Source organism: Acidobacteriota bacterium, assembly GCA_003696075.1.
Taxonomy (GTDB): domain Bacteria; phylum Acidobacteriota; class Polarisedimenticolia; order J045; family J045; genus J045.
Window position 1 is genome coordinate 1 of sequence record RFHH01000193.1, and the last position, 15,651, is coordinate 15,651.

Annotated in this window: 14 protein-coding genes and 1 pseudogene; 14 read left to right on the forward strand and 1 reads right to left on the reverse strand. The window is 72.3% G+C overall.

What is annotated here, in order from left to right; genetic code table 11:
- Together D6718_12505 and D6718_12510 are read left to right on the forward strand one after the other, a co-directional pair.
- On the forward strand, positions 1 to 1,846 hold a 1,846-nt coding region (locus D6718_12505), incomplete at its 5' end, for an MBL fold metallo-hydrolase (protein RMG43261.1).
- A 368-nt stretch (positions 1,847 to 2,214) separates the two neighbouring features.
- Positions 2,215 to 2,427: pseudogene (locus D6718_12510) on the forward strand (hypothetical protein).
- 357 nt (positions 2,428 to 2,784) lie between these two features.
- Here D6718_12510 and D6718_12515 read toward each other — a convergent pair.
- The gene (locus D6718_12515) at positions 2,785 to 3,057 is read right to left on the reverse strand and encodes an integration host factor subunit beta (protein RMG43262.1); all 273 of its coding nucleotides are present in this window, start codon (positions 3,055 to 3,057) and stop codon (positions 2,785 to 2,787) included.
- 111 nt (positions 3,058 to 3,168) lie between these two features.
- Between D6718_12515 and der the strand changes: the two genes are divergently transcribed.
- The 12 genes from der (at position 3,169) to miaB (ending at position 15,632) form a co-directional block, all read left to right on the forward strand.
- On the forward strand, positions 3,169 to 4,518 hold the full coding sequence (gene der / locus D6718_12520; protein RMG43263.1) for a ribosome biogenesis GTPase Der: 1,350 nt from the start codon (positions 3,169 to 3,171) through the stop codon (positions 4,516 to 4,518).
- A gap of 141 nt (positions 4,519 to 4,659) precedes the next feature.
- Positions 4,660 to 6,063, forward strand: a complete 1,404-nt coding sequence (locus tag D6718_12525) for a hypothetical protein (GenBank protein RMG43264.1) — start codon at positions 4,660 to 4,662, stop codon at positions 6,061 to 6,063.
- A 457-nt stretch (positions 6,064 to 6,520) separates the two neighbouring features.
- On the forward strand, positions 6,521 to 7,594 hold the full coding sequence (locus D6718_12530; GenBank protein ID RMG43265.1) for a hypothetical protein: 1,074 nt from the start codon (positions 6,521 to 6,523) through the stop codon (positions 7,592 to 7,594).
- 69 nt (positions 7,595 to 7,663) lie between these two features.
- Positions 7,664 to 8,413 carry an FHA domain-containing protein gene (locus D6718_12535; protein ID RMG43266.1) on the forward strand — a complete coding sequence of 250 codons (750 nt, stop codon included), beginning with the start codon at positions 7,664 to 7,666 and terminating at the stop codon, positions 8,411 to 8,413.
- Positions 8,410 to 8,964: a hypothetical protein gene (locus D6718_12540; GenBank protein RMG43267.1), complete on the forward strand. Its 555-nt coding sequence runs from the start codon at positions 8,410 to 8,412 to the stop codon at positions 8,962 to 8,964. Before D6718_12535 ends, D6718_12540 begins: the two co-directional genes overlap by 4 nt.
- Positions 8,965 to 9,075: 111 nt before the next feature.
- A complete protein-coding gene (locus D6718_12545; GenBank protein ID RMG43268.1) occupies positions 9,076 to 9,828 on the forward strand; it encodes a segregation/condensation protein A in 753 nt (250 codons plus the stop codon).
- Positions 9,825 to 10,508 carry an SMC-Scp complex subunit ScpB gene (gene scpB / locus D6718_12550; GenBank protein ID RMG43269.1) on the forward strand — a complete coding sequence of 228 codons (684 nt, stop codon included), beginning with the start codon at positions 9,825 to 9,827 and terminating at the stop codon, positions 10,506 to 10,508. Before D6718_12545 ends, scpB begins: the two co-directional genes overlap by 4 nt.
- Before the next feature lie 40 nt (positions 10,509 to 10,548).
- Positions 10,549 to 11,349 carry an rRNA pseudouridine synthase gene (locus D6718_12555; GenBank protein RMG43270.1) on the forward strand — a complete coding sequence of 267 codons (801 nt, stop codon included), beginning with the start codon at positions 10,549 to 10,551 and terminating at the stop codon, positions 11,347 to 11,349.
- A 202-nt stretch (positions 11,350 to 11,551) separates the two neighbouring features.
- Positions 11,552 to 13,399 carry a 30S ribosomal protein S1 gene (locus D6718_12560; protein ID RMG43271.1) on the forward strand — a complete coding sequence of 616 codons (1,848 nt, stop codon included), beginning with the start codon at positions 11,552 to 11,554 and terminating at the stop codon, positions 13,397 to 13,399.
- Positions 13,400 to 13,414: 15 nt separating this feature from the next.
- Positions 13,415 to 13,789, forward strand: coding sequence for an integration host factor subunit beta (locus tag D6718_12565; protein RMG43272.1), 375 nt, complete (start codon positions 13,415 to 13,417; stop codon positions 13,787 to 13,789).
- 155 nt (positions 13,790 to 13,944) lie between these two features.
- Complete coding sequence (locus D6718_12570; GenBank protein ID RMG43297.1) at positions 13,945 to 14,298, forward strand: HIT domain-containing protein; 354 nt, start codon at positions 13,945 to 13,947, stop codon at positions 14,296 to 14,298.
- Positions 14,295 to 15,632, forward strand: a complete 1,338-nt coding sequence (miaB, locus tag D6718_12575; GenBank protein RMG43273.1) for a tRNA (N6-isopentenyl adenosine(37)-C2)-methylthiotransferase MiaB — start codon at positions 14,295 to 14,297, stop codon at positions 15,630 to 15,632. Before D6718_12570 ends, miaB begins: the two co-directional genes overlap by 4 nt.
- The last annotated feature ends 19 nt before the right edge of the window (positions 15,633 to 15,651 follow it).

Genomic DNA, 15,651 nt, shown 5'->3' on the forward strand with positions numbered 1-15,651 from the left:
GGGATGGACTCTCGTCCTCGAGGGCCGGGGCAGGCGGCTGCGGATCGGCCTTCCGCTGACGGGGGATCCGGGCGCCGACGCGCTGCCGGCCGGGCTCGCGACGGGAGCGCGGGTCTCGGTCCTCTGCGGCCGGCCGGGCATCGCCGGAGCCGCCGCCTGCGTGAGCGTGCTGCGACCCGCTCCCCCCTGGAGGCTCTGGGTGAGGCGCTTGCGAGAAGGCTTCCGCCACCGCGCCCGCCGACGCTTCCACCCCGAGCGGTCGGCGGCCGGACGCTTGGCGATGGCGGCCGTCGCGGGGGAAAAGGGGGCCCTCGACCTCGGCGAAGCCGAGGCACTCCGAGCCAGCGGCCTGGCGCACCTCGCGGTCGTCTCCGGCCTGCACGCCGGACTGCTGGCTGCCACGGCCGCATCCCTGATCGCGGCGCTCCGCCTCGCGCGCCCCGAGACCGCCGGCCTCGCGACGGCCGCGGCGCTCCTCTTGCTCCTTCCCTGGGCTCCGCCGGTGGGGCGCGCCGCCCTCGCACTCGCCTCGGCCTGCGCCGGCTCGCTGGCGGGGCGGCCGGCCTCGGCCGGTGCCGGTCTCGGGGCGGCCGTTCTGCTGCTCCTCGTCGCCGACCCGAGTCAAGCGACCGCGGCGTCCTTCGTGCTCACGGTGGCGGCCACCGCCGCGCTGGTCCTCGCGAGGCACCGGGACTCGCGGCTTCTCCTCGCCGCTGCCCCGTGGCTCGCGACACAACCGCTCCTCGTCCGCATCGCGGGTCGCTGGTCTCCGTGGGCGCTCCCGGCGAATGTCGTCGCCGTTCCCTGCCTGGTGCCGCTGCTCGCCTTCGGCTGGGCCGCCGTGGCGGCGCCCGAGTTCGCGGGCGCGCTCTTCGCTCGGCCGGCCCTGTCCGCCGCTGCTGGCCTCCTCGCTCTGGCCGGTTGCGTGTCGCGGCTTCCCGGCTCGGGGATCCTCGCGCCCCCCCTGCCGCTGGGGTGGACGCTGCTCGCCGAGGCGGGCCTCGCGGCGTTGCTCGGATCGCGCCGTCGGCGGGGCCGGCTCGCCGGCCTCCTCGCGCTCGCGGCCGCCGGCGGATGGGCCGCGGCCTCGGGCGCCTCGCCCCGGAGCGGTCCGGCGGCCGGTTCGGCCACCGTCCTGGACGTGGGGCAGGGCCAGTCGGTGCTCCTGCAGGCAGGGGGACACGCGCTGCTCGCCGACGCGGGACCTTCCCGTTCGGCCTTCCGGATCCTGGACGCTCTCCGGAGGCGGGGCGTGCTTCGCCTCGACGGCCTACTCCTGTCGCACGGCGACGGCGATCACTGCGGGGCCGCGCTCGTCGTGCTCGCCGCCCTCCGGCCCGGTTGGATCGCCGCGCCCGAGCCGGCGGCGACCCGCGATCCGCTTCGGTCGATCCTCGCCGAGGCGGCGGCGCGCGGCGTGCCCGCCCGCCTGATCGCGGCAGGGGACCGCTTCGCGGCGGGCCCGTTCGAAGTCTCGGTCTGGAACCCCGCCCGGGGCGAGACCCGGGGAGGGAACGATGCGAGCCTGGTTCTGACGATCCGGGCCGGCGGACTCTTCGCGTTGCTCCCCGGGGACGCGGGGCTGGTCGGGCGGCGCGTTCCGGGTCTCCCCGTTCCCGACCTCGTCGTCGCCGCGCACCACGGCGCGCCCGGCGCGAACGACCCCCGCCTGATCGGGCGGCTGCGGCCGCGCTGGGTCCTCGTCTCCAGCGGCCGGCGCTTCGGGCATCCCGACCCGATGCTCCTCGCGCGGCTGCGCCGTTCGGGCATCCGCTGCGCGGCGACCGTCACCTCGGGGCCGATCCGCGTCGGTGTTCGTGACGGCCGGCTGAGGCGCCTCCCGTGACCTCTACAGGCCGCGGATTCCGAGGGGATTCGGAATGAAGCAGAGAAGCAGGATGGCCAGCGCGGCCGCGGCGACCGCCAGCCGCCCGCCGCCGGGGCGGCCCCCCGGCACGAACGGATGACGCCGCCCGAAGACGAGAACCACGACGGCCCACGCGCTCCAGGCCGAGACCTCGCCGTACACGAGCGAGCGGGTCACGACGAGCGAGGCGAGGAACAGGCCCGAGGCGAGGGAGATCGCGCGGTGCGCTCGGGGCCAGAGCGCGTACACGATGTGCCCGCCGTCGAACTGGCCCGCCGGGATCAGGTTCATCGCGGTCGCCAGCACGCCGAGCCAGCCCGCCAGGAAAACGGGGTCCGCCTCGAGATCGGCTCCCCCGAGGTCGGGGTAGAGGAGGCTCTGCAGCGCCCAGGTGAGCAGGCTGTCGCCGAAGATCCATGCCGGTCCGGAGGGCGGGGCCCCGACGACCCGCGACCGGAGCAGTCCGACGACCAGCACCGGCACCGAGACGGCGAACCCGGCGAGCGGCCCGGCCACGCCGATGTCGAACAGCGCGCGGCGGTCGCGGATGGCCCCCTTGATCCGGATGACCGCCCCGAAGGTGCCGAACAGGAAGAACGGGGGAGCGGGAATGAAGAACGGCAGCGTGCAGGCAACGCCGTAGGCGCGGCAAGCCAGGTAGTGACCCATCTCGTGGGCCAGGAAGAATCCCATCAGCGCGGCGCTGTAGGGCCACGCGGCCGCCGCGACATCGCCGAAGGCGGACAGGCGCCCCGACGCCAGGCGGGCGAGGGCGGCCGCACCGTCCTCTGAGAAGGCGGCTCCCGCGAGAAGCGTGGTGACGACCGTGGCCCCGAGGAGGACGGCGTTGAGCAGCGGAAAGCGGCGCCGCCGGGGCGCGGGAGCCGGCGGCGCCTCCCACGGCCCGAGCGGGACGCTCACGGCTCGATGTCGCGCAGGTCCTTGCCGGGCTTGAAGCGGACGGTGCGGCCGGGCGGAATCCGGACCTCGCGCCCGGTGCGCGGGTTCCGCCCGAAACCCCTCTTCCGGGGTCTCACCTGGAACACGCCGAAACCGCGGAACTCGATCCGCTCCCCGCGCGCCATCGCCTCGCGAAGCGCGTCGAAGAGCGCCTCCACGGCCTTCACCGCTTGCGCCTTGCCGATGTTGGCCTGCTCGACCACCCGGTTGACGATGTCCGCTTTGACCATGTCTTTCCGCGACCTCCGCGCACCCGTGCCGGCGCGCTCGGCGCGGGACGGGCTCGCGCAGTTTATCGTGTCGGCGGCGCCGGGACCATCCCCGGGCGCGGAGACGAGGCCATGAGCCGGACCCGGGCGAGAAAGGCCGATCTGCCGCGTGTGGCGATCGTGGGGCGACCCAACGTCGGCAAGTCGACGCTCTTCAATCGGCTCGTGGGCCGCCGGGAGGCGATCGTCCACGACCGCCCCGGGGTGACGAGGGACCGCCTGGAACGCGAGGTGGAGCTCGCGGGGAGGGCGGTCCGGCTCTGGGACACCGGGGGGCTCGTTCCCGACACCGACGAGGCGCTCGCCAGGGCGGTCACGGAACAGGCCCTTGCCGCGGTGCGGGAGGCGGATCTGATCCTCTTCGTGATCGACGGGCGGGCGGGGGTCACCCCACTCGACGAGGAGATCGCCGCACGCCTGCGCGAGGTGGCCGACCGGGTGCTCCTCGTCGTGAACAAGCTCGACACCGGCCGTCTCGCCGACGCCGCCGCGGACGGCTGGCGGCTCGGACTCGGCGAACCGCTTCCGCTTTCGGCGGAACACGGGATCGGCCTGGAGCGGCTGGTCGATGCCGCCGGCGCCCGGCTGCCTGCCTCCGCCCCGGAAGGCGAGGCGGAGGAGAGGGAGGAGCTGTCGGTGGCGGTGGTCGGCCGGCCCAACGTGGGGAAGTCGTCGTTGATCAACCGCCTCGCGGGTGCCGAGCGCGTCACCGTCAGCCCCGTTCCGGGAACGACGCGGGACGCGGTCGACGTCGTGCTGGTCCGGGACGGCCGGCGCTACCGGATCGTCGACACCGCCGGGCTCAGGCGCTCGGCGAAGGCGGCGGCGGACGACGAGCGGATCGGCATGCTGATGACGCGACGCAGGCTGGAGCGGTGCCAGGTGGCCGTGCTCGTGCTCGACGCCCCCCAGGGGCTGACGAGCCAGGACGTGGCGATCGCCGGCGAGATCGCGAAGTCGGCCAAGCCGTTCGTCATCGCGCTGAACAAGTGGGACCTCGTGTCCGACCCCGATCGGACCCGCCGCGACCTCGAGGCGGCGATCGACAGGAGGCTCGGTTTCGCCTCCTACGCCCCCCGGCTGAGCGTGTCGGCGGTGGAGGGCCGGCGGGTGTTTCGCCTGCTGGACACCTGCCGGGCCGTAGCGGAGGCCGCCTCGCGGAGGATCCCGACGTCGGAGCTGAACCGCTTCCTGCAGGCCGCCGTGGCCGAGCACCTGTCGCGGGGCGGAAGCAGCCCGAAGATGCTGTACGCGACCCAGATCGGCACGCTCCCGCCCCGGTTCGTCGTCTTCTGCCGCGATCCCGGCCGGCTGTCGGCGCCGCTGCGCCGGTTCCTCGAGGGTCGGCTCCGGGACGCCTTCCAGCTCGGCCCCACGCCGGTCGTCGTCACTTTCCGGCGGCCCCCGCGCCGCCCGCGCTGAGCGCCGTCTCCCGGCCGACCCTTTTGACCTGCGGGGCGGACAACTCTATGTTTCCCGCGCAGGTCCGACGAGGTTCGGACTCCGGGAGGACGCGGCGGGCCCAGCCGGTCCGGCCGCCTGCGCGCGGGGAGATCGGGAGCGATGGCCGTTTTCAACTACTCGACCCGGGAGCTGACGACGAAGATCGTCTACTACGGACCGGGTCTCTGCGGGAAGACCACCAACCTCCAGTTCATCTACGAGCACATGCCGGCGGGCGTCCGGGGAAAGATGCTCTCCCTGGCGACGAAGACGGACCGCACGCTCTTCTTCGATTTCCTCCCGATCGATCTCGGCCAGATCCAGGGGATGAAGACGAAGGTCCAGCTCTACACGGTCCCCGGCCAGGTCTTCTACAACGAAACGCGGCGGCTGGTGCTGAAGGGAGCCGACGGGATCGTCTTCGTGGCGGACAGCCAGGAGAACATGCTGGACGCCAACATCGATTCGTTCCGCAATCTCGAGGAAAACCTCGCCGCGCACGGACTGTCGCTGGAAACCCTGCCGCACGTGCTCCAGTTCAACAAACAGGATCTTCCCAACGCTCTTCCGGTCGAGGTCCTCAACGAAAAGCTCAACAAATACAACGCGCCGTTCTACGAGGCGATCGCGACCACCGGCGTCGGCGTCCAGGAAACGCTGCGGCACATCTGCAAGCTGGTGCTGCTGAGGCTGAACGAGCGGTACGGCGGCGGCGCCCCGCTGGAGGCCGGCGAGGCCGCTCCCGCCGCCTCCCCGGAGGGTGTGCCTTCGGCGGCGGCCGCGCAGGCGGCGGCCGCGGCATCGGGCGCGACGGAGCTCGCGTCGGACGCCGGGTCGGAGGGCTGGGAGATTGCCGCCGCCGGGGCGGCGGCCGCGCAGGCCGCGGGAACCGGAGCTCCCGATCTGGCGTGGGAGGCCGGGGAGGCGAGCCAGGAGATCTCCGCCGCCGGGCCGGAGGCCCCGGCGGCCGAGCCGGCGGCCGCGGGAAGCGGAGCGGTCGATCTGGCCTGGGAGGCCGGAGCCGGGAGCCAGGAGATCTCCGCCGCCGCGGATGGGTCTGCTCCGGCGGAAGAGCCGGCCTCTGCCGCGGGAGCGGGTGGGCCGGAGTTCGCCTGGGACTCCGGCGCGGGCGAGCAGGGCCTCTCCGCCCCCGGTGTCGGTGCCGGAGGGGCGTTCGACGCGGGCCCCGGCGGAGAGAGCGGGGAGTGGGGGGCCGCCGCCGAGGACGAGGACGTCTTCGGGCTCGCCGAGGCGAGCCCGCCCCCGGAGCCGCCGCGGGCCGGGTCCACGGTGAGGATCGACAGGAACGAGCTGGAGGCGGCGCTCGGGGCTCCGGCGGCGGTGGCTTCCGCGACCGCGGTCGAGGTCTCGGCGGAAGATCCGTTGTTCCAGGAAGAGATCGAACCGACGATCCTCGCTCCCGGTCAACCCCAGGAGATCCTGGTACCGATCGAGATCCACACCGGGGAGGAACGGCGCCGGTTCCGCCTCTCGATTCGCCTCGAGATGACATCGCAGCGATGATCACCGCCACCCGGAAACGCACGCGCCGCTACCTCTCGGTCCCCGCGGGAAGCTACCCGCCCCCGGTTCCGCCGGACGGGGGACCGCTCGCCCCCGCGGCACCGGCGGAGCGGACGGAGGCGGAGCCGGAACTCGACTTCGCCGCTCCCGCCGATCCGGCGCCCCCAACCGACAAGGCGGCGGCCGTCGCCGCCGCACCGGAACCGGGGCCCGTTCCCGAGCCGATCCTGGCCGGGGAAGTCCCCTCCCGTCCCGCGGAGGCCGGCACCGCGCCCGGCGAGGAAGTGCCGGCGCGCGGCTCCGACCCCATCCCGCTGCTGCAGCCACCGGAGGCGAAGCGGAGCGCGGCACGCCCGCTGGCCGGTATGCTAGTCGGCAGCCTGTTCGGCTCGATCGCAGGCGCCGTCGTGGGAACGCTGCTGCTCGCGTTCGCGCGGACGGGCCGGTTCGACGCGGCATGGCGGGAACCTATCGACCTGTGGACCAGTCTCGACGATCCGGTCCTCGCAGCCAGCGCTTCGCTGGTGCTCGCGGGCTTCGCCGTCCTCGGCCTCGCCCTCGGCTGGCGGGGACGGGGGGAATCCTCCTCGCCGCGCTCCTGAGCCTCGCGCCGGTTGCGGGAATCGCGAGGGAACGCCCCGATCCGGCGCGCCCGCGAGACGGGGCCGACCTGCTGCAGCGGATCGCCGCCGGCGAGACCGTCGTCCTCGCCCGCGTGGAGAGGCGGGGAGCCAAGGCCAGGCTCGCGGTCGAGGAGGTTCTGCGTGGCACCGGCGTGGGGGAGACGATTCGAATCGCCTTCCGCGGGGACAACCTCGCGAGGCCTCCCGGCACGCCGCCCTTCGATCCGGTCGAGGGAGAGGAAGCGTTCTGGGTGCTCGAGCGATACACCGACTCGGCCGGAGACCCGGTCGCGGATGACCTGTTCCGCCCGGCCGCGGGGTACGCCTCGCGCATTCCGATCCCCGCCGAGGGCGCCCGGGCCCTCGACGAGGCGGTGCGCGAGATCGTCCGCTACCAGGATCGTCCGGACCGGGGAGCGGCGGAGGCGCAGCTCGTCGCCTGGCTGTCGGGCACCAACCCCTGGCTGATCGACGCAGCGCTCCGGGAGGCTTCCCGCTTCGGCCTCGCCGACGAAGCCTGGATCCCAGGGCTTCTCGCCCACGCGCGAGACGCCAGCCCGGAGCGGCGGCGCTGGGCCCTCCGGGCGATCGGCCTCGCGCTCGAGCGGGGCCGACTCGAGCCCCGCCGGACGCTGCGGCCGCGGCCGGACGAGATCGAGAGCGCGGGGGAACTGGTGCGGGCCTGCCGGGAGCTGATCGTCCGGTTGGCCCGGACCGACGAATCGGCGGAGGTGCGGGCGGAGGCCGTGCGCCTGCTGCCCCGTGCAGGGGTGCCGGAAGCCCGTCGCATCCTCGAGGCGATCGCGGACGAGGACCCTGCGCAGGAGGTTCGGTACGAGGCAGCGGCGGGGTTGTACCGGCTCGGCCGCTCCCGGGAGGCGGGTTCGCCGAACCCGGCGCCGCGTTGACCCCCGGCGGCAGCGGTTCCTATATTCCGCCGGGAGCGGGGCATCCCGCCGGAAAGGCCGGATCCGCCGATGGCGTCGGTTTCCCTCAAGGCCCTGACCGTCCCTTACCAGGCGGGCGAGACGATCGTCGGCCCCGAGGAGAAGGGGCACTGCCTGTTCATCATCCAATCGGGGAAGGTGAGGCTGTCTCGGCCGTCCGGCAGCGGCCCCGCCCGCGAGATCGCGGTGCTGGGCAAGGGAGACCTGTTCGGGGAGGGGGCCATCCTCGACGGGCGGCCGTACGGGATCAAAGCCGAGGCGACCACCGACTGCGAGATCGTCGAGATCAGCCCTCAGACCTTTCAGCGCCTCCTGTCGAGCCACCCCGAGATCGCGGTCCGGGTGATGCGAAAGCTGGCGACCCGACTCGAGGCGGTGGAAACCGCGCTCGCCGCGGCGGCCGGCGAAGCGCCGCGGGCCGCCAAGACGGCTCTCCGCCAGGAGGCTCCCCCGACCGGCAAGCTCTGCTGGCTGGAGGTCGAGGGGTCGGGAGAACGCTTCCCGCTCAACGGGCCGGAGGTCATGATCGGCCGGTACGATCCGGTGACGGACCATCGGCCGGAAGTGGATCTGACGGAGATCGACACGAGGCGCTCCGTGTCGCGCCGCCATGCCCGGGTGACGCGGTCCTCGAAGGGTTGGCTGCTCTCGGAAGAAAAGGGCGTCCTCAACGGCACCCTCCTGAACGGGAAGAAGATCCCGCCGGGGAAGCCGGTCCGGATCAAGGACGGGGACGTCATCGCCCTCGGCGTCGTTCGGCTGACTTTCCACGAGGAGTGATCCTGGCCGCCGCCTTCCTGGCGTTGCCGGCCGCCGCCGCGGACCGGCCCGCCCCCGAGCCTTGGCGGGTCTCCCTCCGGGTGTCGGCGGCGCCGGGGGTCGCCGAACGGGATCGGGCGGCCTTCGAACGCCGGCTCGTGGTGGGATTGACCGAGCCGCTGTGCGGGATCGAGCTCGCGCGCGACGGAACGGAAGCCGAGGCGGAACTGGAAGTGACCCTCGAACGGTGGCGGGAACGGAGGCGCCCCGGCGGTGCGGCCGTCTTCGACCCGAACACGGGCCGCGACCGCCCCGGGGAGATCTGGGAGGTCGAGGTGCGGTACCGCTATGCGCTGACCCGGCGCGGCGAGCGGAAACCGGTGCTCCGGCGCTCGCGGAAGAGTCTCGTCCGGTCCGCCTCGACGAGCAATCCGCTGTGGGATCCGCACCGGCAAGCACGGCGCCGCGCGCTCGACGAGTCCGCGGAGGAGATCGCCCGGGCCACCTGCAAGGCCCGCAGGAAAGTCAAGCCAGGGAAGGCGAGGGGGGAGGAGGGGCGGCCGCGCAATTGACCGCCGTTTCCGGCCGGTGGTAGCCTCGGCGCGCGGGAAGCGTAATCCCCGGGGAGCCGGGGCGGCCGGGGCGCGACACGGCCGCGCATCGCGGGAGAACGTCGAATCGGGATGTCCCAAGCGGCGGGCAGCGCGGCCAGTCCCCCCGGCGGGCTGGAAATCCACGTCGGCCGGTTCCAGGGTCCTCTGGACCTGCTGCTGCACCTGGTGCGCTCGCAGGACATGGACATCCTGGACATCCCGATCGTCGAGATCGCGCGGCAGTACAACGCCTACCTCGAGCGGATGCGCGAGCTCGATCTCGAGATCGCCTCGGAGTACCTGCTGATGGCGGCGACGCTGGCGCACATCAAGTCGCGGATGCTGCTGCCGCCCGATCCGGAGGCGGAAGGGGTCGAGGAGGATCCGCGGGCGGAACTGAGCCGCCAGCTCCTCGCGTACGAGGCGTTCAAGAAGGCGGCCGAGGAGCTGGCCGCGCTCGAGAGCGCCAGGGACCTCGTCTTCACCAGGCCGGTGCCGCCTCCGCGGGAGTTCGCCGGGGAGGTGACGGTCCGGGCGGGCCTCACCGATCTCGTGCGGGCCTTCGAGCGGATCCTCGCGCGGCTGGAAGCGCAGGAGAGCACGGTCGTCGTCCACCGCGAGGACGTCCGCCTCCCGGACATGATGCAGCGGCTTCTCGATCGGCTGGAGCAGCGGCGGCGCTTCTCGTTCCGCGAGATGCTTGAGGAGTGCCGGACGCGCCTGGAGCGGATCGTGCTGTTCCTGGCTCTGCTGGAGTTGATCCGCAACGGCGTCGCCCGCGCGCGGCAGGCTCACTGGAGGGAGGACATTCTCGTGGAGGCCGAAACCGGGGGGACGACATGACCAGTACCGTTCCGCCGCCGATGCGCCCGGAGCCCGACCTGCCGGCCGTCATCGAGGCCATGCTGTTCGCTTCGGCCTCCGAACCGGTCCTGATGGAAGAGATCCGGGCCGGCCTGCCCGAGTGCGAAGCGGAGCAGATCGAGGCCGGGATCGAGGAGCTGGAGCGGCGCCTGGACCGCCGGGGTTCCGGGCTGAGGCTCGAGCGGGTGGCGGGAGGATTCCGCCTCGTCACCAGGCCGGAGCACGCGGAACGACTCCGGTCCCTGTTCCGCTTCCGGAACCGGAAGCGGCTGACGCCGGCCGCCCTCGAGGTGCTGGCCATCGTGGCCTACGCTCAGCCGATCACCGCCCCGGAAATCCAGGAGATCAGGGGAACCGACCCGGCGTACGCCCTCAGGGTCCTCCTGGACCGGCGGCTGATCCGGATCGTCGGGCGGCGCCGCGTCGTCGGGCGCCCGATCCTCTACGGAACGACACGCGAGTTCCTCATGCACTTCGGGCTCGACAGCCTGGCGGACCTTCCGCCGGTCGAAGCGTTCGGAACGAAAGTGATGCCGAGCCAGCGGAGGCTCTTCCCGGCGAGCGCTTCCGACGCCGGAGAGGAGGCGGTCCCGGCCGAACCTCCGGCCGTCCCCGCCACCCCGGGTCCCACAGGCCGGGCGGCGCCCCCGCCGGCGTAGCCGGGAAGGGAGGCGTCCCGCTCCCGGAGGCGCTGGGCGGATGCTCGAGAGAATCCAGAAAATCCTGTCCCGCGCGGGCGTCGCCTCCCGGCGGGCCGCGGAACGGCTCATCGTCGAGGGGAAGGTGACGGTCAACGGGAAGCGCGTCGACCGGCTCGGCGCGAAGGCGGATCCGGCTCGGGACGACATCCGGGTCGGCGGCCGGCCGATCCCGCGGCCCGGGGGGCCCCCGCTCTACTACGCAGCCTTCAAGCCGCGGCGGATGATCACCTCTCTCGCCGATCCCGAAGGCCGGCCGACGGTGGCCGATCTGCTCGCGCGCCACCGAATCCGGGCCCGGGTCTACCCGGTCGGGCGCCTCGACTGGGACGCCGACGGCCTGCTCCTCCTGACGAACGACGGGGAGCTGGCGCACCGGGTCATGCACCCGCGGACCCATCTTCCGAAGGTCTACCGCGTCAAGGTCCGGGGGCATCCGAGCGCCCGTGCGCTCGACCGAGTCCGCCGCGGTGTCGTCATCGCACCCGCGGTGCGGACGCTCCCGGCCGAGGTCGAGGAGGAGGGAACGACCGCGAGCGCGACCTGGCTCCGGGTGACTCTGGTGGAAGGGCGCCAGGGACAGATCAAGCGTATGTTCGAGCGGGTCGGCCACCCGGTCCAGCGTCTCCGACGGGTGGCGATCGGGCCGCTTCGGCTGGGCCGGATGAAGGTGGGAGAGGTGCGGCCGCTCCGCGAGCGTGAGATCCGGGCGCTCCGCCGGGCGGTGGGACTGGAGCCGCAGGGAGCGGCGAAGGGCGCGCGCTCCCGGCCGGGACGCCGAAAAAGTGGCCCGCGCGCTTGACCCAACTGCTGCAACCACATAGCATCTTCGGTTCGTATCCGCGGCGGCGCCGGAGACGCTGGACAAGCGGTGGGGCGTGCGGCCCGCCGGGCGGGCCCGAGGGTGGGCCCTGCCGGAGCCCCGCGGAGGACGAGCAACCGGAACCGGTTTCGGCCCGGCGGGCCATGGGGCCCGCGGGCCGCGCTGGAGGACGACACAGGACATGGATATGCAGGCCTCCCCCAACGAAGCGCATCCCGACCGGCCCGCCGGCATCTCCGCGGCGGGCGACGGCGAGGCGGTGGACTTCGCCGCGCTCGTCGAGCAGTACAGTCCCGACAAGCAGATCCGCCCGGGCGCCGTGGTCACCGGCAAAGTGATCAAGGTGCTGGACGATGTCGTCCTCGTCGACATCGGCTACAAGAAGGAGGGCGCGATCGATCGGTCGGAGTTCCACGTCGAACCGGGCGAGCCCCCCGCGCAGCCCGGGGACGAGGTGGAAGCGGTCGTCGAGTCGCTGGACGAGGGGGAGGACTACATCCCGCTGTCCAAAGAGAAGGCGGAGCGCATCAAGGTCTGGGAGCGGGTCGAGAACGCCCACAAGACGGGAGAGGTGCTCACCGGAAAGGTGACCGACCGGATCAAGGGCGGTCTGTCGGTGGACATCGGCGTGCGGGCCTTCCTTCCGGGCTCCCTCGTCGACGTCCGGCCCGTGCGAAATCTCGAGTCGTACCGCGGACAGGAGGTCCGGGTCCGCGTGATCAAGATGAACCGGCGCCGCGGCAACATCGTGGTGTCGCGCAAGCACGTGCTCGAGGAGGAGAACGCCGAGAAGAAGAAGACGACGCTCGAGACGCTCAGCGAAGGGCAAGTGGTCAAGGGGGTCGTCAAGAACATCACGGAGTACGGCGCCTTCGTCGATCTCGGCGGCATCGACGGGCTGCTGCACGTCACCGACATGTCGTGGGGCCGCGTCAATCACCCCTCCGAGGTCGTCAACATCGGTGACGAGCTGGAGGTGATGGTCCTCAAGTTCGACCGCGAGAAGGAGCGGGTGAGCCTGGGGCTCAAGCAGCTCAAGGAGGACCCCTGGCAGAACGCGCAGGAGAAGTACCCGCTCCTGTCGCGCGTGCGGGGGAAGGTCGTCAGCCTCACCGACTACGGAGCCTTCGTCGAGCTGGAGGAGGGCATCGAGGGTCTGATCCACGTCTCCGAGATGTCCTGGACGAAGCGGGTGAAGCACCCCTCCAAGATTCTCAACGTCGGCGACACGGTGGAAGCGGTGGTGCTCGAAGTCGACGAAGAGAACCGCCGGCTGTCCCTCGGCCTCAAGCAGACCACGCCCAACCCGTGGACGGTGATCGAGGAGAAGTACAAGGTCGGCGACGTGATCAAGGGCGTGGTCCGGAACATCGCCGACTTCGGCGCCTTCATCGAGGTCGAGGACGGTGTCGACGGGCTCGTCCACATCTCCGATCTGAGCTGGAACCGGCGCATCAAGCACCCCGCCGAGGTGCTCAAGAAGGGCCAGGAGGTCGAGGCCAAGATCCTCAAGATCGACAGCGACAACCAGCGGCTGAGCCTCAGCATCAAGGACCTCCAGCCCGACGTGTGGCAGGAGTTCTTCAAGCGCTACCACGTCGGAGACATCCTCGAGGGGAAGATCGTCCGGCTGACCGACTTCGGCGCCTTCGTCGAGCTCACCGAGGGCGTCGAAGGGCTGGTGCACGTCTCGGAGATGGCACACGAAAGGATCGAGAAGCCGTCCGACCGGTTCCAGGTGGGCCAGACGGTGCGGGTGAAGATCCTCCGCACCGATCCGGACGAGCGGAAGGTGGGCCTGTCGATCAAGGCGGCTCTCGACGAGCTCGGAGACCGTGACCTGAAGACCTACCAGGACCAGCAGGAAGAGGCGCGCCGAGCCTCGCAGATCACGCTGGGCGATCTGGCCGGCGATCTCGCGGCGCTCAAGGAGCGCCAGGCCGGCCGGGAGGAGGCGGCGGACGACGAGGGCGGACCGGCGGCGGACGATGCCGAATCGCCGGATGGCGGCGGGACGGACGGCGCCTGAGGAGTCGGAGGGGCGATGACCAAGGCCGATCTGGTGGAAAAGATCGCGGCGGCGGCCGGCCTGTCCAAGGCCGAGGCGGAAGCGGTCGTGAAGACCGTGCTCGACTCGATCGTCGAAGCTCTGCGCCGCAAGGAGAAGATCGAGCTCCGCGGTTTCGGCTCGTTCCGCCTCCGCCAGCGGCGGCCACGGCAGGGCCGGAACCCGAAGACCGGGGAGACGGTCGAGGTGCCGGGGAAGGTCGTTCCGTACTTCAAGCCGGGCAAGGAGCTGCGGGAGATGCTCAATCCGCCCGGCGCCGCTGCCCCGGAGGCTCCGGCCGATACCGAGCAGGGGGAGCGGATCGCGCCCCCTGGCGGCGATGCCGTCCTGAAGATCGATCCCGCGCCGTGAGGCACCTGTTCGCGCCCTGGCGCCATGACTGGGTCACCGGCGCGGCGAGCGGGCCGGTGGGCGGCCAGGAGGAGGGCTGCCTTTTCTGCCGGGTTTGGGGCGAACCGAAGGCCGACGACGAGAACCTGGTCGTGCTCAGGGACCGGGTCCTCGTCATGCTCAACCGGTACCCCTACAACGGCGGGCACGCGATGGTGGCACCGCGCGAGCATTGCGGCGATCTCGAAGGACTTCCTCCGGAGAGCCGCGCCGCACTGATCGACGCGGCCGCCCGCTGCTGCGCTGCGATGCGGCGGCTTTGGCGGCCCGACGGATTCAACCTGGGCTTCAACATCGGGCGCGCGGCGGGCGCGGGGATCCCCGAGCACGTTCACCTGCACGTCGTCCCGCGATGGGAAGGCGATACCAATTTCATGACCACCGCCGGCGGCTCCCGCGTCGTGTCCACCGACCTGGCACGCCTTCACCGCGAGCTGCGAGCGGCGATCGCCGGGAGCGAAGCGCCATGAAGGGGCGGTACTGGATCGACACCTGGGGTTGCCAGATGAACGAGCACGACTCGGAGAAGATGGCCGGCGTGCTCGAGGGGCTGGGCTACCTCCCCGCCGCCTCCCGGGAGGAGGCCGACGTCCTGCTGCTGAACACCTGCGCCGTTCGCGAAAAGGCGGAGGAGAAGGTCTACGCGGCGCTGGGGCAGATCGAGGGTCTCAAGCGCCGCCGCCCGGAACTGATCGTGGGAGTGACCGGCTGCGTGGCCCAGATGGCGGGCGACGCCCTCCTGCAGCGCGCGCCGTGGCTCGACCTCGTCCTCGGGCCGCGCGCGGAGGGGCGCCTTCCCGATCTCCTCGCCCGGGCTGCGGAGCGGCGGGGGATCGTCGACACGACGCTCTACCAGGACGGTCTTTTCCCACCGGGACAGCCGGTGCGCCGCGATCCGGCACGGGTCAAGGCCTACGTGACGGTCATGGAGGGATGCAACAAGACCTGCACCTACTGCATCGTCCCCCGCACCCGCGGGCGGGAGGTGAGCCGGCCCCTCGCCGACGTCCTGGAGGAGGTGCGGCGGCTGGCCGGCGAGGGTTACCGCGAGGTCGAGTTCCTCGGCCAGAACGTCAACGCCTACCGCTGCCCCGCCACCCGCGCCGGCCTGGCCGATCTCCTTCGCGGCGCGGCCGCCATCTCCGGGATCGAAAGAATCCGCTTCACGACCTCGCACCCGCTGCACCTCCGCCCGCCGATCATCCAGGCGATGGCGGAGCTGCCGCAGGTTTGCGATCACCTCCATCTGCCGGTGCAGAGCGGTTCGTCGCGCATTCTGGCCGCCATGCGCCGCGGCTACGACCGCGAACTCTACCTCGCCAGGGTCGCCGCCCTCCGCGAGGCCGTGCCGGGCATCAGCCTGTCGACCGACGTCATCGTCGGCTTCCCCGGGGAAGGGGAGGCCGAGTTCGAGGAAACGCTGTCGCTCCTCGAAACGGTCCGCTTCGACCAGGTCTACTCCTTCGTCTACTCGCCGCGCCCCGGAACCCCCGCCGCAGGTCTTCCCGACGACGTGCCCCGAGGCGTGAAAATCGAACGGCTCATGCGGCTCCAGGCCCTCCAGCGGAGGATCCAGCTCGAAAGCAACGCCCGTCTCGTCGGCCGGACCGTCGAGGTCCTGGTCGAGGGACCCAGCCGGCGCGACGCGGCCGAGTGGGCCGGCCGGACCACCAGCAACCGCGTCGTCAACTTCCCCGGTGCCGGGGTCCGGCCCGGCGACCGCGTCGCGGTGACGATCACCGCCGCGGGCCCCAACAGTCTCCGGGGCGAGGTCGCGCCCCGGCGAGCCGCCGCGCGATCTTGACTTGCCCCGCGGGCGCCCG